The organism is Klebsiella sp. A52, from assembly GCF_018388785.1.
In the GTDB taxonomy this organism is placed as follows: domain Bacteria; phylum Pseudomonadota; class Gammaproteobacteria; order Enterobacterales; family Enterobacteriaceae; genus Klebsiella; species Klebsiella aerogenes.
In genome coordinates this window covers 4,530,961-4,554,175 of the sequence record NZ_CP074437.1, presented here as the reverse complement: position 1 = coordinate 4,554,175, position 23,215 = coordinate 4,530,961, and the positions used below count along the sequence as shown (strand labels likewise).

The 23,215-nt window shown below is 55.6% G+C and carries 30 protein-coding genes; 9 read left to right on the top strand and 21 right to left on the bottom strand.

The window, feature by feature from the left end; genetic code table 11:
* Window positions 1-15 precede the first annotated feature (15 nt).
* Complete coding sequence (locus tag KGA69_RS21595; RefSeq protein ID WP_047065455.1) at window positions 16-732, bottom strand: IclR family transcriptional regulator; 717 nt, start codon at window positions 730-732, stop codon at window positions 16-18.
* Between the two features lie 166 nt (window positions 733-898).
* On the opposite strand from KGA69_RS21595, the gene KGA69_RS21590 reads away from it, so the two are divergent.
* Both KGA69_RS21590 and KGA69_RS21585 read left to right on the top strand, forming a co-directional pair.
* Entirely contained in the window at window positions 899-1,594 is a 696-nt protein-coding gene (locus KGA69_RS21590; RefSeq protein ID WP_047043665.1) for an RraA family protein, read from the top strand.
* Window positions 1,591-2,538: a hydroxyacid dehydrogenase gene (locus KGA69_RS21585; RefSeq protein ID WP_063447712.1), complete on the top strand. Its 948-nt coding sequence runs from the start codon at window positions 1,591-1,593 to the stop codon at window positions 2,536-2,538. Before KGA69_RS21590 ends, KGA69_RS21585 begins: the two co-directional genes overlap by 4 nt.
* Before the next feature lie 79 nt (window positions 2,539-2,617).
* Here the strand turns inward: KGA69_RS21585 and KGA69_RS21580 are convergent, their stop codons facing one another.
* Entirely contained in the window at window positions 2,618-3,097 is a 480-nt protein-coding gene (locus KGA69_RS21580) for a GNAT family N-acetyltransferase (RefSeq protein ID WP_045397879.1), read from the bottom strand.
* A gap of 92 nt (window positions 3,098-3,189) precedes the next feature.
* Here KGA69_RS21580 and KGA69_RS21575 point away from each other — a divergent pair, with 92 nt between their 5' ends.
* The gene (locus KGA69_RS21575; RefSeq protein WP_213292645.1) at window positions 3,190-4,125 is read left to right on the top strand and encodes a LysR family transcriptional regulator; all 936 of its coding nucleotides are present in this window, start codon (window positions 3,190-3,192) and stop codon (window positions 4,123-4,125) included.
* Between the two features lie 2 nt (window positions 4,126-4,127).
* Here the strand turns inward: KGA69_RS21575 and KGA69_RS21570 are convergent, their stop codons facing one another.
* Window positions 4,128-4,535 (bottom strand): MAPEG family protein, encoded by a 408-nt coding sequence (locus KGA69_RS21570; RefSeq protein ID WP_213292644.1) that lies wholly within the window; start codon window positions 4,533-4,535, stop codon window positions 4,128-4,130.
* Window positions 4,536-4,635: 100 nt separating this feature from the next.
* Here KGA69_RS21570 and KGA69_RS21565 point away from each other — a divergent pair, with 100 nt between their 5' ends.
* The gene (locus KGA69_RS21565) at window positions 4,636-5,526 is read left to right on the top strand and encodes a helix-turn-helix domain-containing protein (RefSeq protein ID WP_213292643.1); all 891 of its coding nucleotides are present in this window, start codon (window positions 4,636-4,638) and stop codon (window positions 5,524-5,526) included.
* A gap of 278 nt (window positions 5,527-5,804) precedes the next feature.
* On the opposite strand, the gene KGA69_RS21560 is transcribed toward KGA69_RS21565, so the two are convergent.
* From KGA69_RS21560 to fliF, 15 genes are all read right to left on the bottom strand, one after another.
* A complete protein-coding gene (locus KGA69_RS21560) occupies window positions 5,805-6,041 on the bottom strand; it encodes a hypothetical protein (protein WP_045397890.1) in 237 nt (78 codons plus the stop codon).
* Window positions 6,042-6,837: 796 nt separating this feature from the next.
* Window positions 6,838-6,972: a stationary-phase-induced ribosome-associated protein gene (sra, locus tag KGA69_RS21555; RefSeq protein ID WP_072251507.1), complete on the bottom strand. Its 135-nt coding sequence runs from the start codon at window positions 6,970-6,972 to the stop codon at window positions 6,838-6,840.
* Between the two features lie 262 nt (window positions 6,973-7,234).
* Window positions 7,235-8,017, bottom strand: a complete 783-nt coding sequence (fliR, locus tag KGA69_RS21550) for a flagellar biosynthetic protein FliR (protein WP_045397375.1) — start codon at window positions 8,015-8,017, stop codon at window positions 7,235-7,237.
* Between the two features lie 2 nt (window positions 8,018-8,019).
* Window positions 8,020-8,289 (bottom strand): flagellar biosynthesis protein FliQ, encoded by a 270-nt coding sequence (gene fliQ, locus KGA69_RS21545; RefSeq protein WP_015367302.1) that lies wholly within the window; start codon window positions 8,287-8,289, stop codon window positions 8,020-8,022.
* A gap of 17 nt (window positions 8,290-8,306) precedes the next feature.
* Window positions 8,307-9,068, bottom strand: coding sequence for a flagellar type III secretion system pore protein FliP (gene fliP / locus KGA69_RS21540; protein WP_045397378.1), 762 nt, complete (start codon window positions 9,066-9,068; stop codon window positions 8,307-8,309).
* Window positions 9,069-9,070: 2 nt separating this feature from the next.
* On the bottom strand, window positions 9,071-9,463 hold the full coding sequence (fliO, locus tag KGA69_RS21535) for a flagellar biosynthetic protein FliO (protein WP_047050585.1): 393 nt from the start codon (window positions 9,461-9,463) through the stop codon (window positions 9,071-9,073).
* Window positions 9,463-9,879 carry a flagellar motor switch protein FliN gene (fliN, locus tag KGA69_RS21530; RefSeq protein WP_015367299.1) on the bottom strand — a complete coding sequence of 139 codons (417 nt, stop codon included), beginning with the start codon at window positions 9,877-9,879 and terminating at the stop codon, window positions 9,463-9,465. Before fliN ends, fliO begins: the two co-directional genes overlap by 1 nt.
* A complete protein-coding gene (gene fliM / locus KGA69_RS21525; RefSeq protein WP_015367298.1) occupies window positions 9,872-10,879 on the bottom strand; it encodes a flagellar motor switch protein FliM in 1,008 nt (335 codons plus the stop codon). The genes fliN and fliM overlap by 8 nt, the downstream gene beginning before the upstream one ends.
* Before the next feature lie 5 nt (window positions 10,880-10,884).
* On the bottom strand, window positions 10,885-11,373 hold the full coding sequence (fliL, locus tag KGA69_RS21520) for a flagellar basal body-associated protein FliL (protein WP_045397383.1): 489 nt from the start codon (window positions 11,371-11,373) through the stop codon (window positions 10,885-10,887).
* Between the two features lie 162 nt (window positions 11,374-11,535).
* On the bottom strand, window positions 11,536-12,714 hold the full coding sequence (locus KGA69_RS21515; RefSeq protein WP_213292642.1) for a flagellar hook-length control protein FliK: 1,179 nt from the start codon (window positions 12,712-12,714) through the stop codon (window positions 11,536-11,538).
* Window positions 12,711-13,157, bottom strand: a complete 447-nt coding sequence (gene fliJ, locus KGA69_RS21510) for a flagellar export protein FliJ (protein WP_045397390.1) — start codon at window positions 13,155-13,157, stop codon at window positions 12,711-12,713. Before fliJ ends, KGA69_RS21515 begins: the two co-directional genes overlap by 4 nt.
* Window positions 13,158-13,178: 21 nt before the next feature.
* Window positions 13,179-14,540, bottom strand: coding sequence for a flagellar protein export ATPase FliI (gene fliI / locus KGA69_RS21505; protein WP_213292641.1), 1,362 nt, complete (start codon window positions 14,538-14,540; stop codon window positions 13,179-13,181).
* Entirely contained in the window at window positions 14,540-15,241 is a 702-nt protein-coding gene (gene fliH, locus KGA69_RS21500; protein WP_047065439.1) for a flagellar assembly protein FliH, read from the bottom strand. The genes fliI and fliH overlap by 1 nt, the downstream gene beginning before the upstream one ends.
* On the bottom strand, window positions 15,234-16,226 hold the full coding sequence (gene fliG, locus KGA69_RS21495; RefSeq protein ID WP_015367292.1) for a flagellar motor switch protein FliG: 993 nt from the start codon (window positions 16,224-16,226) through the stop codon (window positions 15,234-15,236). The genes fliH and fliG overlap by 8 nt, the downstream gene beginning before the upstream one ends.
* Window positions 16,223-17,899: a flagellar basal-body MS-ring/collar protein FliF gene (fliF, locus tag KGA69_RS21490; RefSeq protein WP_045397400.1), complete on the bottom strand. Its 1,677-nt coding sequence runs from the start codon at window positions 17,897-17,899 to the stop codon at window positions 16,223-16,225. Before fliF ends, fliG begins: the two co-directional genes overlap by 4 nt.
* 299 nt (window positions 17,900-18,198) lie before the next feature.
* Between fliF and fliE the strand changes: the two genes are divergently transcribed.
* The 4 genes from fliE (at window position 18,199) to KGA69_RS21470 (ending at window position 20,320) form a co-directional block, all read left to right on the top strand.
* Window positions 18,199-18,513 carry a flagellar hook-basal body complex protein FliE gene (gene fliE / locus KGA69_RS21485; protein ID WP_045375469.1) on the top strand — a complete coding sequence of 105 codons (315 nt, stop codon included), beginning with the start codon at window positions 18,199-18,201 and terminating at the stop codon, window positions 18,511-18,513.
* 264 nt (window positions 18,514-18,777) lie between these two features.
* On the top strand, window positions 18,778-18,891 hold the full coding sequence (locus KGA69_RS21480) for a YmiA family putative membrane protein (RefSeq protein ID WP_072048039.1): 114 nt from the start codon (window positions 18,778-18,780) through the stop codon (window positions 18,889-18,891).
* A gap of 648 nt (window positions 18,892-19,539) precedes the next feature.
* Complete coding sequence (locus KGA69_RS21475; protein ID WP_045397403.1) at window positions 19,540-19,866, top strand: hypothetical protein; 327 nt, start codon at window positions 19,540-19,542, stop codon at window positions 19,864-19,866.
* Window positions 19,867-19,996: 130 nt separating this feature from the next.
* Window positions 19,997-20,320 carry a hypothetical protein gene (locus KGA69_RS21470; protein WP_223683770.1) on the top strand — a complete coding sequence of 108 codons (324 nt, stop codon included), beginning with the start codon at window positions 19,997-19,999 and terminating at the stop codon, window positions 20,318-20,320.
* A gap of 394 nt (window positions 20,321-20,714) precedes the next feature.
* On the opposite strand, the gene fliT is transcribed toward KGA69_RS21470, so the two are convergent.
* The 3 genes from fliT to fliD are packed head-to-tail and all read right to left on the bottom strand — an operon-like array spanning window position 20,715 to window position 22,960.
* Entirely contained in the window at window positions 20,715-21,122 is a 408-nt protein-coding gene (gene fliT, locus KGA69_RS21465) for a flagella biosynthesis regulatory protein FliT (protein ID WP_045397410.1), read from the bottom strand.
* Window positions 21,122-21,532, bottom strand: a complete 411-nt coding sequence (gene fliS / locus KGA69_RS21460; protein ID WP_015704959.1) for a flagellar export chaperone FliS — start codon at window positions 21,530-21,532, stop codon at window positions 21,122-21,124. Before fliS ends, fliT begins: the two co-directional genes overlap by 1 nt.
* Window positions 21,533-21,556: 24 nt before the next feature.
* A complete protein-coding gene (gene fliD, locus KGA69_RS21455; protein ID WP_045397414.1) occupies window positions 21,557-22,960 on the bottom strand; it encodes a flagellar filament capping protein FliD in 1,404 nt (467 codons plus the stop codon).
* Between fliD and KGA69_RS21450 the strand changes: the two genes are divergently transcribed.
* Window positions 22,954-23,199, top strand: a complete 246-nt coding sequence (locus KGA69_RS21450; RefSeq protein WP_020079192.1) for a hypothetical protein — start codon at window positions 22,954-22,956, stop codon at window positions 23,197-23,199. The genes fliD and KGA69_RS21450 overlap by 7 nt on opposite strands.
* The last annotated feature ends 16 nt before the right edge of the window (window positions 23,200-23,215 follow it).

Below are 23,215 nucleotides of genomic sequence, written 5' to 3'. Positions count from 1 at the left end.
CCTTTTCAACATACGTTATTCTTTTATACCGTAAAACGTTTCGCAGAAGGATTTACTGGCCCCTAACTTGATCGACAGGCGGTTGGCCGTCTCGCGCATTAGCTGGCTGAGGCCGCTCTCTTTGCGGTCCGCAGTCAGACGCGATGACGGTCCTGTCAGCGCCAGTGCCGCGATGGGGTTATCGTGGACGCCAAAAACCGGCATCGCGAAGGCGGAGGTGTGCGGATCGCGCGCGCCAGAGGTATAGAACGGCAGCGTTTCTTCGTCTTCCGGCAGCGCCTCACCCAGTCCCCAATGACGTAAAACTTTGCTGATCGCGGAACCATCCAGTGGGAACTGGCTGCCGGGCAGGTTGCTATGGCGTAATCCCTCTGAAGCTTCGGCGCGGAACAGACACAGTCGTTGGCCGCCCTCTATCACATACCAGCTCGCGCTCTCACTGGAGGCCTGAGACAGCGCCTGCAATTCCGGCTGTACAATTCTCGCAAGCTGAAATGATTGCTCATAAAGCTTGCCGAGATAGAGCAGACGGTGGCCGAGCGTATAGGTGCCATCGTCATGCCGGATAATGTAGCTCATACGCTCAAGCGAATTCATTAAGCGATAAACGGTGGTTTTGTGGTATCCCGAAAGCTGGGCCAGCTCAGTTAACGTCAGGCTGTCATTACCGGGACGGAAGCAATCCAGTAAAGCGAGCGCCTTTTCAACGGCAATTACGCCTTCATTCCCCATCATTTTCTCCTTTTGGCCGAACAAAATTGTACCTGAATTTTGTGATTAACATCGTGTTTACATCACAAACACGCTCTCAGCGCTGGCGAAAAGAGAAGCAATGCTCGTATAGTTGTTTTATATAGTACATCTGTGTTGTACATAGTAAAACAAATGGAGACTAACCATGCCTGCATCACAACAGAAATTAATAAATGTGGATATTGAGCGCGTTAGCGCGGAGGAGGTCCGTCAGGCTGCTGAATATCAGGCGGCGATTCTCGCTGACGTGGCCGGACGCCGCGGCACATTACATGGCCGTATCAAGCCACTGGCGCCACATATGGCTGTGGCCGGCCCGGCGATTACCGTAGAGGTCCGCCCGGGAGATAACCTGGCGATTCACGCTGCGATGGCCGTCGCTAAACCTGGCGATGTGCTGGTGATAGACGGCAAAGGCGATCTCTCCTGCGCTTTACTCGGTGAGATCATGGCCACGCAGGCGCAGGCCAGCGGCATCGCAGGTATCATCATTGACGGCGCAGTTCGCGATGCTGAAACCTTAAGTAAACAAAACTTTCCTGTTTTCGCTGCCGGTCTTAATCCGTGTGGTCCCACCAAGTTCATTCCCGGCCGGGTCAATCATGCTATCTCGGTCGCGGGCGCCGCGGTGCAGGCGGGTGACCTGGTGGTAGGGGATATTGACGGCGTGGTGGTTATCCCCCGCGATGAAGTACGCGCCATCATTGAGTTGGCGAAAGGTAAACTGGAAGGGGAAGTCAAACGTCTGTCGGCCATCCACGACGGCGATCTTCGCCCACACTGGCTGGAGAACGCGTTGCGTCAGGCGGGTATGCTGAGCGAAGGGGAGGCATTGCCATGAGCGATAAAAAAGTCGTACTGGTAACCGGCAGCGATTTGGCTGAAGCCGCGCTCGGCATGCTGGAAGATTATGAACTCGTATTTGCTGGCCGCCAACCAACAGAAAACCAATTGATAGCATTATGTCAGCAGCATAATCCGGTCGCCATATTAGTGCGCTATGGCAAGATTACGGCATCTGTGATGGATGCCGCTCCGGCGTTGAAGGTCATTTCCAAGCATGGCAGCGGCATTGATGTCATTGACGTCGAAGCGGCGGCGGCGCGCGGCATCATGGTTCGCGCGGCGACAGGCGCTAACGCCGCGGCGGTTTCAGAACACGCCTGGGCATTAATTCTGGCCTGCGCCAAGTCAATCATTCCGCTTGACCGCCGCCTGCGCGAAGGGCACTGGGATAAATCGACGCATAAATCGCTCGAACTGGAGGGCAAAACGCTGGGGCTGATTGGTCTGGGCGCGATTGGCAGCCGCGTGGCGAAAATTGCCGTCGCCTTCGGTATGAAGGTGCTGGCTTACGATCCGTATGCCGCCACGGTTCCTCCCGGATGCGAACGTGTTGATGTACTCAAAGACCTTCTCACGCAGGCTGATGTTGTCTCCCTTCATTGTCCCTTAACGCAGCAAAATCGGGGAATGATAAATGCCGTTACCCTGGCACAGTGTAAACCCGGCGCCATCCTGGTCAATACCGCGCGGGGCGGATTAATCGACGATGCAGCGCTGGCAGCGGCGCTAAAAGGAGGGGGGTTGCGTTGGGCGGCGCTCGATAGCTTTAACAGCGAACCACTCACCACGCCGCACATCTGGGAGCGGGTCGAAAATGTCATTCTATCTCCGCACGTTGGCGGCGTAAGCGACGCCTCTTACGTCAAAATGGGTACCGCCGCCGCGGCCAATATTTTACAGGTAGTGCAGGATTCATCGCAGACTGAAACAGCGTACTAACTTGTCTTTCAGCAGCTCCGCTCTTTCGGGGCTGCTGTGCTTTTTGCAAAGAGCAAGCTGAGTGATGCTGTGAGCAATGTTATTGCTCCGCAAAATTAACCAGCGCTTCGCCATCGAGGCGATAGCGGACCCATTCGCTTTGCGCCGCGGCGCCAATACTGAGGTAAAAATCAATGGCCGGCTGGTTCCAGTCCAGCACGCTCCACTCAAGGCGTCCGCAGCGGCGCGCAACCGCATACCGGGCAATGGTTTTTAGCAGCGCTCGACCCGCGCCCTGGCCGCGATAGTCCGGTGAGATATACAAATCTTCCATATAAATACCGTTGCGTCCGAGCCAGGTTGAATAGCTGGTGAAGAACACGGCATAGCCCGCCGTTTTACCGTCAATTTCACAGATCAGCGCTTCGGTTTTACTGTCGTCGCCAAACAGGGTTTCGCGGATCTCTTCGGGGGTGGTGACCACTTCCTGCGGGGCTTTTTCGTACACCGCCAGTTCATAAATCATGTTGTAGATGGCGGAAGCGTCATCCGCACGGGCCTGTCTAATCGTAATACTCATTAGTTTTCCTGTCGTTTTCACACGTTAACGATATTGATGACGCTAAGCATAGGGGGTATTGTCAGAAGAATTAAGTGCAATGAAATCACCCAATGATGAATATTATGCATCCGGCGCTCAGACGCCTCGATCTCAATCTGCTGCTCGTTTTTGATGCTATCTATCGCCACTGTTCCGTTCGTCTTGCCGCCGATGAGCTGGCGATGAGTACCTCTGCGTTGAGCCACGCGCTGTCGCGGCTGCGCGTGGGGCTGAACGATCCGTTGTTTTTTCGCGAAGGACATCGGATGTGCCCGAGCGTCTATGCCACTCAGCTCGCGCCCTCCATCGATTCAGTATTGAAATTGCTTAATCAGGAACTCACGCGACAGCCAGAGTTTATTGCCGCCGACAGCACCGAGCGGATCCAGATAGCTATTACCGATTTCACCGCGTTATGCATTTTCCCTGCGCTGATGCAAAAGCTGCAGCATGAAGCGCCGGGATTGCGTTTTGAACTCCGTTATTTGCCGCATAGCCCGGCACTGACGGAGCTGCTGGCGGGAGAGGTGGATCTGGCGCTGGGCTTCAGCACCGCTGAAGATATCCGTCATCATGAACTGGAGGAAATTGACTGGTTTGAGGATGAGTACGTGGTTATCAGCAATACCCGTCGCACGGCGCTGACGCTGGCGGATTATCTCGCCGCGCGGCATCTGGTGGTCACGCCGTGGAATGAAAAGCAGGGAGTGTTGGATTTACGCCTGCAGGAATTAGGCTATACGCGGCAGATAGCGCTCAAAACCCCTTCGATGCTCAGCGCGCCGTTTATTGTGGCGCAAAGCGATCTGTTAATGGCGATTCCTCGTTATGCCGCAGAGAAGTTCCTTCATGCCGCCCCGATCGCGATTTTTCCTTTGCCGTTCGCCATAAGCCCGTTCACCGTGAAGATCTATTCCCATAAACGCGGCGGGCAGCGAGGAGCAACCAAATGGCTTAAGACGGCGCTACAAAGCCTGGCGTTGGCAGCGAATGCCGGGAGTTTTTAACCTCAAAGAACCGAACTTAAAATAACTATCGCTATGGTAACCGTCGCGACAAAACCGGTCTGAAAGGCGAGCGTTCGGATAACGGGGATCCCGGCGGTATGCGCAATATAATGGACAATGCGCGCGAGCAAATAAACTTTAGCCGCAATTAACGTTATGGCGTTATTGACGTTAAGCAACGCGGCGACCACCACCAGTGGGGCAAAAATAACGAGGTTTTCTACCGCGTTGGCGTGCGCCTTTTGCGCACGCTGCGCCCAGGGCGCCAGCCCGGTTGATGGCGAATGGCCGTTTCCCGCCGCGGGCGCGACGTTAGCGCGCGCGGCTCGGGCAATAATATAGGGGATCCACATCATAACCGTTAGCAGACAAATTAACGCAAGGATAATCAGTTCAGGATTATTTTTCATGGCAATTGACTCTGGTAATTAATAACGATAGAGGAAAGTCTATGGCTAAGGTTAAAATAGAACCATATGCAAAAATGACAATTTCAATACCATTAACGACATGAAGATAAATATTCTGACTCTGGATGGCGTTTTCGACACCGGCTTAGCGACGTTGCTGGATACGTTCGCCGCGGCCAATGATATGGCGCGACGCCAGAGCATGAATATTTCTCGCTTTGAGGTGCAAATGATTGCCGTGACCGGGCAGGTTAAATCAGCCCATGGGTTGAGTATTCCTGCTCATCAGGCATCGGGTTTGGATTATCCCGACTGGATTGTGGTGCCGGCGATCAACGTTCACGCACGACAATCGCCACCGGATGGCTGGCACGATATTGCTGACGCTAAGCGGTTTTTGCAAAACATGGCGAAGCGCGGCGTTAAAATTGCCGCCGCCTGTTTAAATACCTTCATCCTGGCGGATAGCCGTTTGCTCAATGAGCAGACCGCCGCTGCGTCATGGCTCAATGCGGCTGCGCCGATCCTTCCCGGCGCAATGATGGGCCATGTGGAGCTGGCGCTGTGGCTGATTCGCCAGAGCAGCCCGCCGCTTGCGGATTTGCTGGCAAAAGCGATGGCGGCTGATATCCGCCATCCTCAGGTTTCACGCCTGCCGGCAGGTTATCCTCAGCATGCCGATGACCTGATCAACCGCTTTGCGCACTGGTCGCGAGCGCATCTGGCGCAGGGATTTTCCCTGCAGGCGGCTGCCGGCGCGCTTAACGTGCATCCACGCACCTTACAGCGCAGAATGGAGGCCGCGCTGGGGAAATCACCGTTGGCTTTTTTCCAGCAATTGCGGGTCGAACGAGTAAAGCAGCTGCTTGCCGAGGGGAAAGATATTGAGACGATTACCGCTGACGTGGGTTATTCGGAAGTGTCGACGCTGCTGGCGTTGCTGCGCCGTCAGACTGGAAAGGGAATACGGGCGCTGCGTCATGCTGTGTGATTTTATTTATAAGTCAGGGTAAGATGCGGTAAGTTATTATTCTGAGCAGGCTACCAGTGAATGCGACCAAAAGTAACATCACTATTTAATAGCACCTTTATTACTTTTTTTTGACGCTATAACTATTTTAATAATACCATAAATTATTATTGTAACTATACTGCATAGAAACCAGCATCCTGGAATTGCAAAGTAATAAAATGTAAAAAGAGAAATGATAATGACATAAACTTTAAGGTCGTTAAGTATTTCTTTAAAAAAAGGAGATAAACAGGGCATTACATCACCTTTTTAATCTTTAAAAATACCATGCTGCTGATAATGATAGCACCTATGAATGATAATATAACCAAAAAGATAAACCATGAATTAAACGAATCGATAAAAACTGATTTTTCCATAAAGTTGATAACTTCATCAGCCTTTAATAGGCGAAACGCTAATTCAAACATCAGGGTAACCAGGATGATAAATGATAGGATGAAAGAAAAAATAATAAAAATCCATTTTTTCATAATTCATTCCTCATGATATGGTGCTAATTACACCTCGTGTTTTTATCATGAAAAGGGAATTCAGGCAATGTCTTTATGGAAAGGTTCAGACGGCAGCGATTTCTGCAAGAAAACTCAGGGATATATCGCCTCAGTTATATTTGGCACTCTATAACAATAATATGGAAATGCTTTATTTTCTTGTCAGCGATAAAATTGATAGAGCTTTGATAAATGCAATAGGGCTTCGCGGAGAAGAGCGCATTCTTTCCGTAATGAAAAGCTTAGCATATTAATCGTCATTGAATAAGTTTGAGTTACGTAGGGTGGGAAATATTCACAGCATCTACCCGCGGTACTTTTTTGTCGGGTGGCGGCTAGCGCCTTACCCGACCTACGGAACGTACCATTGCGAACTGAAACTGCCGGTGTTGTTGGCCTCAAAATCCCCCGGTGGCGCTGCCGCTTACCGGGGCTACTGCGCTTTGCGATTTGGTAGCCCGGAGTAGGCGCAACGCGCCGCGTCCGGGAAAAACCATTAAAAAAGTTGCAAACCGATAACAGTATCTACCACGGCATGTGATCTGTAGGCCCGCGCAAGCGTAGCGCCGCCGGGCAATAACCGCGGGTAAAGAGCTACTTTCGCGCCGGGTGGCGGCTGCGCCTTATCCGGCCTACGGTCTACGACTCGTACCATTGAGAACTGAAACTGCCGGTGTTGGTGGCCTCGAAATCCCCGGTGGCGCGAGCGCTTACCGGGGCTACGGCACTGTGCAATTTGGAATTATGTTGCGCAAAGAACAATTGCTAGTCAGGATTATTTCTTTTTCTTCACCACTTTCCATTTTCCGCCAGCGGCGGTGTCGGCCAGCACGATTTTAAATCGGTTACTTTCCCAGTGGGGCAGGCCTAATACACGCCGCGCTATACGGTTACCTTTCGCCTTAATCATGATGTCGCTCCTTATTTTATTAAAGATGCACTAAACCCACGCAGGAAAATATTCTGCGTTTCCCGAGGTTTTAATTTTATAAAAAAATAAAATTCACTAACAATTAAATTCAGGCTTTATTGTAGGGTGGCTATTTTTTAATTCAAGCCGCTATGAACATTCGGACCTTGGTAGCAATAAAAACGTTTTTCCAGGCTTTTATCCCAGTAAACGTTTTTTATTGCCATTTTGTCCGGCGAAAAAGAAGGAAATAACGGCAGGGTTAAAACGTCATACCGCCGATAACGGCCGCCAGGCGATCGAACATTTCGCCAAACAGGTGTTCGCAGAAGGGGGCCAGCATCGGCATCATCATGCCGAGGGTCATAATGCCAAAGGTCATGGTCACCGGGAAACCGATCACGAATACCGACAGCTGCGGCGTCATGCGGTTGAGCAGACCCAAAGCGATATTGAGCGTGAGCAACAGACAAATCAGCGGTAACGCCAGCATCATGCCGTTGATAAAGATTAACGAACCCAGTTGGGCGAGCGCCAGGAAACCGTTGCCGTTTAGCGGCTGGCTCTGGATCGGCAGGGTATGGAAGCTGTCGGCCAGCAGCGAGATAAGCCACAGGTGGCCGTCAAAGCTTAAAAACAGCAGCATTGCCAGCAGGTTCAGCAGCCGCGCCAGCACCGGCATATTGGGGCCGCCGCTGGGGTCGAAGAAGGTGGCGAACGATAGCCCCATCTGCATGCCGATGACTTCGCCGGCGAGCCGTACCGCGGCGAAAGCCAGCTGCATCGTCAACCCCAGCGCCGCGCCGATCAGGATCTGCTGAATCGCCAGCCATAAACCGGCAGCAGAGATAATGGGGATCGCGTTGACGGGCAGCGTTGGGGCGATCAGTATCGCAATCAGGCCGCCGAGGCCGATTTTCACCTTTTTGCTTATCTGCTTTTCACTCAGTACCGGCGCGGTGCTGATGAGGGCCAGAATACGCAGCAGCGGCCAGAAATACTGGCTGAGCCATTCGCTAAGCTGGGCGCTGTCAAAGGGGATCACGGCTAGCCGATAATATTAGGCAGGTTGCTGAATAACGTGCGCATATAGTCCAGCAGCAGGTTCAGCATCCACGGCCCGGCGATAATAATCGTCGCCACCACCGCGAGAATTTTGGGGATAAACGACAGGGTCATCTCGTTAATCTGGGTGGCGGCCTGCAGCAGGCTGACCACCAGCCCGCTGATTAGCGCCGCCAGCAGCAGCGGGGCGGCCAGCGCCAGGGCGACCTTCATCGCTTCGGTGCCAATGGCCATCACGGATTCTGGCGTCATGATTGTTCTCCGGCGGTTTAGGAATAGAAGCTCTGCGCCAGCGAGCCGAGCAGCAGCTGCCAGCCATCCACCAGCACAAACAGCATTAGCTTAAACGGCAGCGAGATCGTCGCCGGCGGCACCATCATCATCCCTAGCGCCATCAGCACGCTGGCGACCACGAGATCGATAATCAGGAACGGAATAAACACCGTAAAACCAATCTGGAAAGCGGTTTTCAGTTCGCTGGTGACGTAGGCGGGCAGCAGAATACGCATCGGTACCGCCTCCGGCCCGGCCAGCGGCGGCTGGTTGGCCAGGCGAGCGTACAGCGCCAGGTCGCTTTCGCGGGTCTGGCGCAGCATAAATTCGCGCAGCGGCTGCGCGCCTTTATCCAGCGCCGCATCAAGGCCGATTTTGTCCTGACTAAAGGGCAGGTACGCCTCCTGATAGACCTTGTCGAACACCGGCGACATGATAAAGAAGGTCAGGAACAGCGCCAGCCCGAGCATCACCTGGTTCGGCGGCGCGGAAGGCGTGCCCAGCGCGTTACGCAGCAGACCCAGTACGATGATAATGCGGGTAAAACTGGTCATCATCAGCAGCATCGCCGGCAGGAAGGTCAGCGAGGTCAACAGCACCAGCGTCTGCACCGGCAGCGACCAGCTCTGGCCGCCGTTAGCCAGCGGCTGACTGATAAGCCCCGGCAGCTGTGCGAAGGCGGCAGGGCTCAGCAGCAGTAACGCGGCGGCGAGCCACGGCGCCCGACGGCGAAGGCAAGCGAACAGAGTAGGGAACATGGCTATTTTTCCGGGCGTTTGAGGACGTTTTGCATCAGCTGGCGGAAGTCGTTAGCAGGCGTGACCGCCGTGTTATCTTCATCACGCGGCGGCGCCGGGAACTGATGAAGCGGGGTGATCTGCTGGGCGGTGACGCCCAGCACCAGCAGGGTATTATCGACTTCTACCACCACCACGCGCTCGCGTTGGCCAACCTGGCAGCTGGCGCGCAGGTTAAGCAACCGGCCGTTGCGCGCCTGCGGCGCAAAGCCGAGACGGCGGAACAACCAACCGGCCAGTAGGATCAGGAGCAGAATCGCGCCGAGCGCGCTGCTTACCTGCATGAGCGCCGAGCCGCCGGATATTGCCGGTTCGGTAACCGGTTGGCTGGTCTGCACGGTAACGGGGGCGGTCATTAGCGGCTCAACCGACGCATACGTTCGGACGGAGTAATGATATCGGTAATGCGCACGCCGAATTTGTCGGCCACCACCACCACTTCGCCCTGGGCTATCAGATAGCCGTTGATCAGGATATCCAGCGGTTCGCCCGCCAGGCCATCCAGCGCGACAACCGATCCCTGCGACAGGCGCAGCAGCTCTTTAATCGTCATTTTGGTGCGCCCCAGTTCAACGGTCAGCTTCACCGGAATATCGAGGATCAGATCGATATCCTGCAGGCTGCCGAGCGCATCCTGGGCCTCCAGCGATTTGAACACCCCATCGGTGGTGGCGCTGGATTTCTCAGACGACTGTTGTTCATTAAGCGCATCAGCCCACAGATCGTCTACGGATTCCTTTCCTGCGCCAGACGGTTGCTTAGGATCACTCATTGGGCTGTTCCTCACTCAGAGCATTCAAAATAGGGTTTATCAAGTGTTCAACACGAAGGGCGTACTGCCCGTTTAAGGTGCCATATTGGCTGGTCAGCACCGGCACGCCGTCGACATGGGCGATAATGCGATCCGGTTTATCTATCGGTAAAACGTCGCCAGGCTGCAGCTTAAGAATTTTCGACAAGCGCATCGGGATATCGACGAAGTTGGCAATCAGCTCCAGCTCGGAGTGCTGCACCTGCTTGACCAACGTTTCGCGCCACTGGCTATCTTCCTGGCGGGAATTCTCCAGCGGCGGATTGGTCAGCAGTTCACGCAGCGGCTCAATCATGGCGAAAGGAATACAGATATTAAATTCACCGCTTAGCGCGCCAATCTCCACCTGGAACGGCGTGGTCACCACGATATCGTTCGGCGAGGTGGTGATGTTGGTGAATTTGACCTGCATCTCCGCACGCACGTATTCGACGTCAATCTTATAGATTGCGCTCCATGCGTCGCCGTAGGCGTCCAGCGCCAGGCGCAGCATGCGTTTGATGACCCGCTGTTCGGTGGGCGTGAATTCTCGGCCTTCGACCTTGGTCGGGAAACGCCCGTCGCCGCCGAACAGGTTATCGACGGCGATAAACACCAGGCTCGGCGCGAAGACAAACAGCGCCGTGCCGCGCAGCGGGTTCAGGTGTACCAGATTAAGGTTGGTCGGCACCGGCAGGTTGCGGGCAAACTCGTGGTACGGCTGAATTTTAATCGGCCCGACGGTGATGTCCGGGCTGCGGCGCAACAGGTTGAACAATCCCATGCGGAACTGCCGGGCAAAACGCTCGTTGATAATTTCCAGCGCCTGCAGGCGTTCACGCACCACGCGGCGCTGGGTATTCGGATCGTAAGGCTTAACCTCGCTCTCTTTACCGCCGACAACCGTCTCGGGCTCGTCGCCCGTGTTGTCGCCGTTGAGCAAGGCGTCGATCTCTGCCTGTGAAAGAATGCTATCGCCCATGGTGATTACCGCAGTATGAAGGCGGTGAACAACACATCGCTGACCACCTGCTTCGGTTGTCCCTTAACCAGCGGCGCGCTCAGCGTCTCTTTGATCTGCGCGACCAGCTGCTGCTTGCCCTGCTCATTCGCCAGGTGACCGGCCTCCTGACGCGAAAGCAGCATCAGCAGACGGCTACGCACCTCCGGCAGGAAATCATTAAGCTGGCGGCGGGTTGCTTCATCCGGCAGGCGCAGCGTCAGGCCGATATACAGTACGCGGTCCGGATCGTTGTCCGGGGTCACCAGATTGACGGTAAAGGTATCCAGCGGCATAAATACCGGCGGCGCGGGCGGTTTTGCCTTTTCGATGGCGGTTTGCGCGCCGCCGTCGCGCTGTTGCAGCAGCCACCAGCTGTAACCTGCGGCAGCACAGGCGGCCACGGCCACGATCGTCAGCAGGATGATCAATAAGGGGCGTTTGGGCGCGGTTGCCGGAAGGGAGTTTTGAGACATAGCCAAATCAAATTCCTGTTGTTCCGCCCGCCGCGTTGCTGACGGGCATCACGCGCGGCGGCGCCGCACGTATGACATATAAAGGTATTATCGCGGCTAACGCGCGAGGCAATAGCCGGAATAAACGGGCAAATGGGGGCCAGATTGGCCGTTTAGCGCCCCTCAGGCGAAAATATCGACGCCGTTGACCTGGCTGACCATTCGCTGCAGGGCTGCCGGGGCGCTGACTGGCTCAATCGGCGCGCCATCGTTGCCGCCGCCGTGGCGTTCCGCGTAGCTGGCGCGGCCTTCACCGTTGCCGTTTTGCTGCTGCCATTGCGGCGTCGCTTCGCCGCCAACGCTGCTCTGACCGAGGTTGATTCCGCTCTCCGCCAGCGCGTGACGTAGCTGCGGCATAGCCGCCTCGACCGCAGCGCGTACCTGACCGTGTGCGGAAGCGATATGCAGCTGCGCCTGTTTATCGTCGAGCTGTAGAGTGATCTGCAGCGCGCCCAGCTCCTGCGGATGCAGGCGCAGTTCGGCGCTCTGCTGGCCATTGCGGTGGAACATCAGCACCTGCTGGCTCAGCGCCTGCTGCCATTCCGGGCTACCAAGCTGGGCATTAAGCTGCGGCGTCGGCGGCGCGGTTACCAGCGCACTGGCGGGCGTGGCGCTCTGGCTGGGGCTGGCGGCGGCGAAAGCGACGGCGGCTGGCTGCGCCGGAGTATTCTCCGCCGGACGTTCGGCCATATCGTGCTGCGGCGTGGCCGCGGCCTGCGCGACAGGGGAGGGCAGATTTTGCCCGCTAAGGGGATCCGTGCCCGGCTGCGGCTTCGCCGCCGCTTCGCCTTCCGGCAGGTTCGCGACATGCTGAATAGCTGCATTGCCGATGTGGAGCGCGGTTTTATCGCCGCTGGGCGCTGGTTGTTGAGCCAGCGGTAGCGCGGTCTGCGGCGGCGGGGCGACGATTGCCGCCGGCAGCATGGCGTACAGCGCCTGCAGCGTCGCCGGATCTAAGGTTTTCGCCTCGCTGAGCGGCGGCGTATGCGGGCCGCTATCCTCTTTTTTCGCTGTTGCGTCGACGGCGTTTCCCGCCGATGGCGGTAACGCATTGACCAGCAGCGCGCCGCGTTCGCCGAGCGCCGCCAGCAGCTGGTTAAGCTGGTTACGGCTTAGCGGCGGGGCGCTTTCATCATCGGCGCTCAGCGCCGCGGGCGGCAGCGTGCCGCTTTGCGCGGGCGTGAAGCGCGCGCCGAGCAGTTGCGCGAAGGCAGACGACAGCTGAACGTCGTCGAGCGCCAGATCCGCCAGGGCGCTGGCGTCGCCGGGCAGGCTAAGGGCGGGCAAAGCATTGAGATTCATGAAGCGGTATTCCTTTGTGTACTGCGTTGCGCGAACTCATCCATCAATTTTTGATTGCGTTTGTTTTCCAACTGCAGCTCGGCGTTTTGCGCGCGCGTGTGCAGAGTGTCGTAGGCGTTCAGCCGCTGCTGATGGTCCTGCCACTGCTTCACGGCGTGCTCCACCTTTTGTCCCCACTGCAGCAGCTGCTGGCGCTGTTGTTCGATGGCCTGTTCGAGGGTGGCGATAAACTGCTGGTAGTTCTGCCAGCGAGAGCTTTCCATGCCGCCGGAAAGGGTGCTGTTGAGCTTTTGCCGGTACTCGTCCTGATAGTTAAGCAACATCGTCAGCTGTTGCTCGGCGGCCTGTTGCGCCTGGCGCGCCTGGCCCAGACGCTGCGCCGCCTGTTCGACGGCCTCCTGGGCCAGATTGCGCAGGGTAATCAAAGGGGACTGTGCTTTCATCGCGTGGCGTCTCCGATGGCGTTAAACAATCAGCTGCTGTAGCTGCTGACAGGCTTCGTCATAACCGCAGCGCTCGAAAATTCCCTGCTGCAGATAGGTCTCCATTTGCGGATACAGGGCAATGGCTTTATCCAGCAGCGGGTCGCTACCGGCGGCATAGGCGCCGACGCTTATTAAATCGCGGTTACGCTGGAAGCTGGCCAGCATCTGCTTAAAGGTACGTACCCGGCGATAATGTTCGTCATCGATAAGCGACGTCATCGCGCGGCTGATCGAGGCTTCAATATCGATGGCCGGGTAGTGACCGGCTTCCGCCAGCCGTCGGGAAAGCACCACGTGGCCATCGAGGATCGCGCGTGCCGAATCGGCAATCGGATCCTGCTGATCGTCCCCTTCGGTCAGTACGGTATAGAAGGCGGTGATCGAACCGCCGCCGCTGATACCGTTGCCCGCGCGTTCAACCAGCGCCGGCAGTTTGGCGAATACCGAAGGCGGATAGCCCTTGGTAGCCGGCGGTTCGCCGATCGCCAGCGCGATTTCACGCTGCGCCATCGCATAGCGGGTGAGCGAATCCATGATCAGCAGCACGTGCTGGCCGCGGTCGCGAAAATCTTCGGCAATGCGGGTGGCGTAAGCAGCGCCCTGCATGCGCAGCAGGGGTGATACGTCTGCCGGGGCGGCGATCACTACCGAACGCGCGCGACCTTCGGCGCCGAGAATATTCTCGATAAAGTCTTTGACTTCCCGGCCGCGCTCGCCGATCAGGCCGACGACGATGACGTCGGCCTGGGTGTAGCGCGCCATCATGCCCAGCAGTACGCTTTTACCAACGCCGGAGCCGGCGAACAGCCCCATACGTTGGCCGCGCCCAACGGTCAGCAGACCGTTAATGGTGCGCACGCCGACGTCCAGCACCTGCTCGATAGGGGTACGCTGCAGCGGGTTAAACGGCGCGGTAATCAGCGGCGCGCGATAGCCGGTTTCCGGCGCGGGCAGGCCGTCAAGCGGCCTGGCGCCGCCGTCGAGCACGCGTCCCAGCAGCGCCGGGCCCAGCGGCAGTTGTTTACCGGCGTGCTGGCCGTCCGCCGTGCTACGGGCGTAAACCCGCGCCCCAGGTACGATCCCTTCGACCTCTTCCAGCGGCATCAGATACAGCCGCTGATCGTTAAAGCCGACCACTTCGCTTTCCACTTCCTGCACGCCATCGCCGCCGTCGCGCTCGATAAGGCAGGTTGCGCCGAGCGGCAGCTGCAGACCGGTGGCCTCCAGCACCAGGCCGGTGGCGCGGGTCAGCCGACCGTAGCGTCGCACGGTCGGCGTACGGGCGATACGCTGCTCCAGCGTTTCAAGTGAATTCAGCCAGCGGCCAAGACGGGCGGTCATCACAGCGCTCCCGGCGCGGCGAGGCGACACAATTCATGCCAACGGGTGGCGAGACTGGCGTCGAGATCGCCCTCTTCGGCGCTGACCTTACAGCCGCCGGGATGCAGATCGCCGTCCGCCAGCAGCCGCCAGCCGTGCAGGCTGAGGGTGGTACCTAACTGCTGCTCAACGCGCTCATAATCTTGCGGGTGTACGCGCAGCTGCGGCTTGCCGTTGAACATCGGCTCTTGCTGGATCAGCTGTTGAATTTGCGTCAGCAGGGCGGTGCCGTCACAGACCGGCGGCTGGCCAAGCACCTGTTTTGCGGCAGTCAGCGCCAACTGCATCAGACGTGAGGCGATGACCGAATCGAGCGCATCAAGGGTGTGCTGAAACTCGCTCACCAGCTGCTGCCAGTGGTCGGTCAGCGGCTGTTGCTGCTGCTGAGCTTCCAGTAGCCCCTGCTGGCGGCCCTCCTCAAGCCCCTGCTGAAATCCGGCTTCATAGCCTTTTTGCTGGCCATCGGCATAGCCGGATTGCTGACCTTGCTGCTCGGCCTGTAGGCGCAGGGCGGCAAGCTGCTGCTGCAGTTCCGCCTGAGCGTCAGGCTGCAAGGCTTCGTTATCCAGCGTCGGTAGCGGCGGTTCGAAAGCCGGGGCCGCGTCGCCAAGGTCGTTGAGCGACCAGGGCTGCCAGGGCATGGAATTAATGCGATCAGACATAGGTGTCCTCGCCGCCGCCAATGATCATTTCGCCGCTTTCCGCCAGCCGTCTGACTATCAGCAGAATCGCTTTCTGTTCGTTTTCCACCTGCGACATGCGCACCGGCCCACGGTTGGCGAGATCGTCGCGCAGAATATCGGCCGCGCGCTGCGACATGTTTTTGAGGAACTTCTCGCGCAGCGGCTGCTCGGCGCCCTTCAGGGCAATCAGCAGCGATTCGCTGTCCACGTCCTGCAGCAGGCGCTGGATACTGCGATCGTCGACCTCCACCAGGTTTTCGAACAGGAACATCTCGTCGATGATCTTCTGCGCCAGCTCGCCATCGTATTCGCGCATCGCGTCGATAACGGCTTCTTCCTGCTGGGTTTTCATCAGGTTGATAATCTCGGCGGCGGTACGCACTCCGCCCATTTTGCTGCGCTTGAGGTTCTGGCCGTCGAGCAGGTTGTTGAGCACTTCGGTCAACTCCGCCAGCGCCGCCGGCTGCACGCCGCCGAAGGTGGCGATACGCAGCATCACGTCGTTGCGCAGGCGCTCATCGAACTGCGCCAGAATATCCGCCGCCTGGCCGCGCTTGAGGTGTACCAGGATGGTGGCGATGATCTGCGGGTGTTCATCGCGGATCAGGTCGGCGGCGCTCTGCGGCTCCATAAAGTTGAGCGTTTCCATCCCGGAGGTGGTTTCGCGGGATTCGAGAATATCCTCCAGCAGGCTGGCGGCGCGCTCTTCGCCCAGCGCTTTCACCAGCACCGACCGCAGATAGTCGCTGGCGTTGACGCTCAAGGCGGCGAACTGTTCGGCATCGTCTTCAAATTCAGAGAGGATCTCGCCGAGCTGTTTATGCGAGACCTGGCTCATGCCGGCCATGGTGCCGCTCAAAAGCTGGACTTCGCGGGAGGAGAGGTGCTTGAGCACCTCCGCCGCGCGGTCTTCGCCCAGCGTCATTAATAAAATGGCGCTTTTATCGGTTCCGGTCAGGCTCATAGTTCGTTACTCATCCATTGGCGGATTACCAGAGCGACGACCCGCGGATCTTTATCCGCCAGTTCGCGGATGCGTTGGCTCTGGACTTCTGCGCTGACGCGCTGCTGCGATTTACGACGCAGCGCCAGCTCCTCATTGCTTGGTTTATGGCTGTCGTTCGCCTTAGCGACCGGCGCGCTGGCGGCGGCCACCGCGGCTTGCTGTGCGGCTTGACGCTGCTGCAGCTGCGGCTTAATCAGCTTGCGCCATAATACCCAGCCGACCAGCAGTACCAGCAGGTAACGTCCTAGTTCGAGCAGCAAATCGATAAACGCCTGGCTCTGCCAGAACGGCAGTTCGCCGCCGGTCATCTGATTGTCGGTAAATGGCGTATTGACCACCTGCAGGCTATCGCCGCGGGTGCTGGAGTAGCCCATCGCTTCGCGCACCAGCGCTTCAATTTGCGCCAGTTGTTCTTTACTCATCGGCTGCGCTTTGCCGTCGGCGTTGAGGCTATAGTTCACCACCACGGCGACCGACAGGCGTTCCACCGTCCCGGCTTTCTGTTGGGTATGGCGGATGGTGCGATCGAGTTCGTAGTTGGTGGTGGCGTCGCGTCGGGTGCTTAACGGGCCGCTGTTGGCCGCGGCGCTGCGGGTGTTAGTCGCGTTGTTGGCGTTATTGGCCGCCGGTTTAGCGCTTTCAATCGGCGCCGTTGCCGGCGCGCTCGGCTGGTTGGATAACGCCCCAGGGACGCCGCCCACCTGCGGACCGCCAATTTGCTCGTTGCTACTGGTTTGCTGCGAACGGATCGCCGCTTTCTCGGGCTGCTGGTTCGGCTGATACTGTTCGTCGGTCTGCTCGCGGGAGGCGAAATCGATCTGCGCGGTCACCTGAGCGCGGACGTTGGCGCTGCCGACCACCGGCGCCAGGATAGTTTCAATGCGTCGCTGATAGCCGTTTTCCACTTCGTTGGCATATTTCAGCTGCGAGGCATTGAGGTCACGCCCGGTGCCGTCGGACTGCGTCAGCAGGCGTCCGGCCTGATCGACCACGGTGACGTTGCCCGCCGGCAGGCCGGCGACGCTACTCGATACCATATAGACGATAGCGTTGATTTGACCATCATCCAGCGCACGACCCGGCTGCAGCGTCAGGGTGACAGAGGCGGAAGGGGATTTTTGCTCGCGGACGAACAGCGAGGGCTTCGGCAGCGCCAGGTGCACCCGCGCATTCTGCACCGGCCCCAGCGACTCGATAGTGCGTGAGAGTTCGCCTTCGAGAGCGCGCTGATAGTTAATCTGTTCGCTGAACTGGCTGATACCGAATTTTTCCTGATCCAGCAGTTCGAAGCCGACGGCGCCGCCCTTCGGCAGCCCTTGCTGCGCCAGACGCAGGCGGGTTTCATGCACTTTTTCCGCCGGGATCATCAGCGCCGCGCCGTTCTCGGCGAAGCGGTAGGGGATGTTCATCTGCGTCAGTTGGGTGACGATAGCGCCGCCGTCGCGATCGTTCAGATTGCTGTACAGCACGCGATAATCCGGGCTTTTCGCCCACAGCAGCAGCGCGACAATAATGGCAATCGCGGCGGAGGCGGCCACCAGCAGCGGAATTTTTGGATTGGCGCGCAGACGACTCCAGATGGCCTGCAGGCCGTTGTCGCGGCTTTCGCCGGCGGATAACGAGGCACTCATGGTAGGCGGTATCCTTCGCTGGCGTTCAGACGGCGACGCGCGCTGGCGTGCTGACGAACGGTATGGATAGCGTTATGTGACAAAACAGACTCCCTGATACACATCTTTTCTCAATAGCGGCGCTCCCATTTCTGGGCAGGCCATTATTCGTCTTATCAGATGATTCTGATTGCCCGATAAGCCGGGTTTTTTGCAGCTAATTAACCGCTTTAAGCAAAAATCACTGTGTTAGGGTGTGCAGCATTGGAGAAATACAGGGTGAAATAGCGCCTGGCGATCACGAGAGTATTGAGGAAAAGATGGCGATTCAGGGTATTGAAGGCGTACTGCAACAGATGCAGGCGATGGCGATTCAGGCGGGAAAAAACGGGCAGAATAGCGTACCGCAAGGAGTCAGTTTTGCCAGTGAACTCACCGCCGCGCTGGGTAAAATCAGCGATACTCAGCAGGCCGCGCGTCAACAGGCGCAGAACTTCGAGCTGGGCGTGCCGGGCATCAGCCTTAATGATGTGATGGTCGATTTACAGAAATCTTCAGTTTCATTGCAGATGGGCGTGCAGGTGCGTAATAAGCTGGTGGCGGCCTATCAGGACATTATGAATATGCCAGTTTAGTCATAAAATCTCGGCGCTACTTCTTCCTGCAAACCGCTATGCTTAACGCTGGCGGTTTTGTCTATTTACGGCGACAACGGCAAAAAATTGCGCGCCTCTGCATTGATTTTAACCCATCAACCGGTGAATGAATGAGTCTGAAATATCACTACAATCGATAGGGGATACAGATCAATAGCCGTTCATCGATCGATACAAACGATCTGACTACTACCACTACAAACTGTATGGTCTTGCCAAAATAATTCTAATTTGGAATAGCAGATGTCCGAAAAAGTAGACCATCAATTGCGGCGTAAGGTATGGATAGGGATTTTTCTCGGTTTGTTGGTCTTTTGGGGAGCGATAGCGACGATGGTGGCCTACGCGTTGGCGTAGTCCGAACAGCTTAGACTGTTATTTAGTATCGGCTTGTCAGCCAGAAGACAGGCATTGTTGAGTTATCGGGGTGAGGCGAATATTTAAATTTGGATGGCAATTCACTATCGTTTTTCGGCTCTGTAGCAAATAATTTGCGCAAATTTTGCTCCGCGGAGGCGTTATGCTGTGGCTTCAGACCGTTGTATTTTTTGTCGTTTTAGCTTTTGTTGCGATAGCGATGTTTCATGAAACCTGGCGACAGGATAGCGAGTAATCGCCGCTTTTACTCTTCTTGATATGCCCCCTCCTTACCAACAACTAAACTTAGATCGTGTCTAACAATCGTCTGGAGGTTGTTGTGAATAGATCCCACGATGAATACGACGAGCGGGAGCTGTACCATATGGTCTGCCGTTGGGAGGATGAAGGCGGGGCGGTAGCGTAACGCATCTCCTTTAAACTGACAGCATTCTGGCGGATCAGGCGTGAAGCCGTTGTAGGATATGAACGCGCGCGCTTGACCCCTGGCAACTTCAGGGGCAATATTCCACGGACTGTGGTAACCCCGGCAGTGGCATTACATCTGAGCATTTGGCTGAGCAACGCAATGGGTATCTTCAGTCGGAAATATTGGAAAAATATATAACCAGCATGGAGGAGCCGGGCGTGGGAAAGCAGCTAACTGAAGATGATCTTCGTGAACATGGCTTCACCGAAAAAGAGATTGCGCGCCTGCGTGAAATCCTGGCGCGACAAGAAAGCCAAAACAAAAGCTATTTTGATTTAATCGATGAACTTCGCAAAAGACTTTGGGCTGGAGTCTTAGGTTTTTTTATTGTTTTTATAGTGCTCATTCATTGGTGTTATAATTATGATTCAATTAATCATTTTGCCTATTTTTTCATTTTATTATTCGGTTTCTCGGTAGTTTACAAACTAACTCCGTTTCCAATGGCGCTCAAAGCATACAAATTGTATCTAAAAATAAGATAGTCATTTATCTTTAACTTCATACATCGTGTTACCTATCTGTATCCCTTTTACCGTTTTGGCTGAGCGATATAACGGGTATCTTCAGTCGGAAACGTTGGAGAAATATATAACCAGCATGGAGGAACCTGGCGTGGGAAAGCAGCTAACAGAAGATGATCTTCGTGAACATGGCTTCACCGATAAAGAGATTGCCCGCCTGCGCGAAATCCTGACGCGACAAGAAAGTAACAATGAAACCTATGCTACTTTGATCGACAGTTTACGAAAACGTTTTTGGGGCGGCGTTATTATTGTTTGTATTGCCTTTGCCATAGTCGTTTCGTGGATTTTTAACTTCGAAAGTAATGATTTTACTTATCCGCTAATCATTATTTTTATCCTGATTGCTGTTTGGAAATTAACACCTTTCCCGATGGCTTTTAAAGCATATCTTATCTACTTGAAAATCGAGTGATTACTTATTATCAATTTCATATATGGTATTGCCTGTTTGTATTCTTTTACTGTTGATGAAACACCTTAAAGAGCCAACGCAGGGGCACTCATTTCCCGAAGAATACATCCATGTTTTATCCCGTGAGTAATATCATATTAATCCGGTCAAGATAACACAGTATATTTTACAGGCATATTTCCCTAAGCCCGTGAGTGGCTTATTTTAGCTGGCGCGATGTTTGGAATATTTAATTGATGAATGTATGAAGCGTAAATGAAATAATTGATTATATATTATTGCTTATTCACTCCTGTAAAATCCGCCGATGGCTTACCAGGCAACACTCTGCATTGCCCTGGTGAGACCCATCATGCGCTTCCTGACCGGATATCAGGCTGTGACGCTGTTGTTGTTATTGTAATTCTTCGCTTTTGCTCTTGATGGCGACCACATTATCGGACTGCAGTTCGCCAAGCAGGAGCGAGCGATCGTCGAACTGGCCGTAAGCGTTGTTGACCGCGTTCTGGCGGGTGGATTGATCGATCAGCGTTTTTAATTGTTCCATCCGCTGTTGCAATAGCCCTTTCAGTACTCCCTCATTGTCGATAATCTGCTTCAACTTAGCGTTGAGCATCTCTTGCAGAGCCAGAGATGGCCCCGCTTTGCCGGTAAATTCGGCGGTTTTCTCGACCGCCGTCACGTAGGCAAACTGCATTTCCACCAGCGCTTCCCATTGCCCGGCGCGCGCCAGGGCAATCATCTGACTGCTCAGGGTATGGATCTGCTGATAGGCGGCTAAAAGCTGCTGTTGGCGTTCCATCACAATGTACCCTGAGCAGGTTGATAGTTTGGCCCAATTTGCCGCCAGGCATCGGCGATATTCTCCAGCAGCTTGACCACTTCGACGATCGCCGCTTCGTCATTATGCAGGTTGGCCTGCATCAGGCGTCGCTTCATATAATCGTACAGCGCCGCCAGATTATCGGCGATTTCGCCGCCTTGCTGGTGGTCGAGGCCGCTTTTCAACCCGTTGTCGATGATGTTGATTGCCTTCGACAGCGCCAGGCCTTTACCGGCGATATCCCCCTGATTCATCAGGATGCGTGCGCGAAGCAGGGCGTTAAGCGCCCCGTCGAACAACATTACGATTAACTGGTGCGGACTGGCGCTCATCGCGCTGCTTTCCAGACTGACCTGTGCGTAGGCTTGCGTGCCGCTACGGTTATACATGCTGTTTCATTACCTGATTAAGGGTTACTGGGACGAGAACTGCTGTTGTAAGTAGTTACCCGTGCTGCTCAGCTTGGACATCATGGTATCCAACTGAACAAACTGTTGTTTATAGCGATCGATAGTGTTCTGGATGCTGTCGGAAACGGTGTCGATCTGGATATTCAGGCGATCGAGATTGGTGTTGATGCTTTTGGTCGAGTTCTCGATGATGCCGCCCGCTTTAATATAGTTCTGGATTTCATTATGGATTTCGGTGGCCATCCCGGTGTCTTTACCGTTGCCGGCGAAGAAGTTGGCGACCTGATCCGGTTTCTCGTCGAGCGCTTTATTGAGCTTCGTGCTGTCGACTTCAAGCTTGCCGGTTTTGGGATTGGTAGAGATCCCGAGGTTACCAAGGCCTTTCAGCTCCGGGTTGTCCTGAGCGGCGCTGAGCGCGCTTTTAATCGAGGACTGAATGCCGCGCAGGGTGTTATCGCCGAGCAGCGCGCCGTTCTTGGCGCTTTGCGCTTCACCGCTTTTCACTGGGGTATATTTGGTCAGCGAGCCGAAGGTGTCGAGCAGGGAATTGTAGTTATCCACCCAGGATTTGATTTTGTCGGCGGTGCCGCTTTTATCGATGCCGATCACCAGGTTTTGCGGTTCGCCGGCTTTGGTGGTGGTTTTCAGGTCGATGGTGACGCCCTGCAGCGCATCGGCAATCGAGTTGGTGCTGCGCTTAATTTTGGTGCCGTTGACGACAATCTCCGCATCCTGCCCGGCGACGGTCTGCTTCATCGCGCCGCTTTTGCTGCTGCTGTCGTAGTTGAGGATGGCGCCGAGTTTATCGTCGTTATTCACCTGCACCGAAACGGTGTTTTTCTCGCCGGTGGTGGAGGAGCTCAGCGCCAGCTGATAGTCATTGTCGCCGACGCGCATGATGCTGGCGGTGACGCCGGCTTTAGCGCCGTTGATGGCATCGCGCATCTCCAGCAGCGAGGTCTGGTCGTCGCTCAGCGGAATCGTGGTCTCTTTTGGTGGGTCGCCGGCGGTGATCGTAATGGAGCGATTGCTATTGCCGGCGGTACCCAGCTTCTCTTGTTGGTCGGTAATCGTCGCCTGGGTGGTCAGGGTTTGCGGCTGCGCCAGCTTCTGCACTTCAACGCTATAGTTGCCCGGCACCGCCTTATTGGTGGTGGTGATGGTGAACTGGTCGTGCTTGGTGGCGGTGGTGCTGTTGAAAAACTCCGGCTTGGCCAGCTCCTTGCTCAGGTTATCGAATTTTTCCAGCGAGCTTTTTAACGTGCCGTAAGCCGTTAGCTGCGCGTTATAGCTGGTTTGCTGAGTGGTATACGGCGTCAGGCGCTGTTGTTCCGCCTTGCTGAGTTTGTCCAGTAAACCGTTGAGGTCGAGTCCTGAGCCGATGCCTAAGGAACTGATCGATGCCATTGGTGTTTCTCCTTACTAATGACGTTATTCGCTTATTGCGTTATCGGCCCAGTGGAGAAAAAGTTTACCGAAAAAGTGAAAAAGGCGATGGCGTAATAGAAGAGGGAAAAAGCGCGTTATTTTCGCCATTGGCGGAGGGGCAAAAATTTTTCAAAAAATGGCTAAAGGTTGCAAAGGATACGTCGATACCAGAAGGGACGGTGGTTGACGCCGTGGGCAAGCAAGCCCGAACCTTTTAACCACGTTGCACTGAAC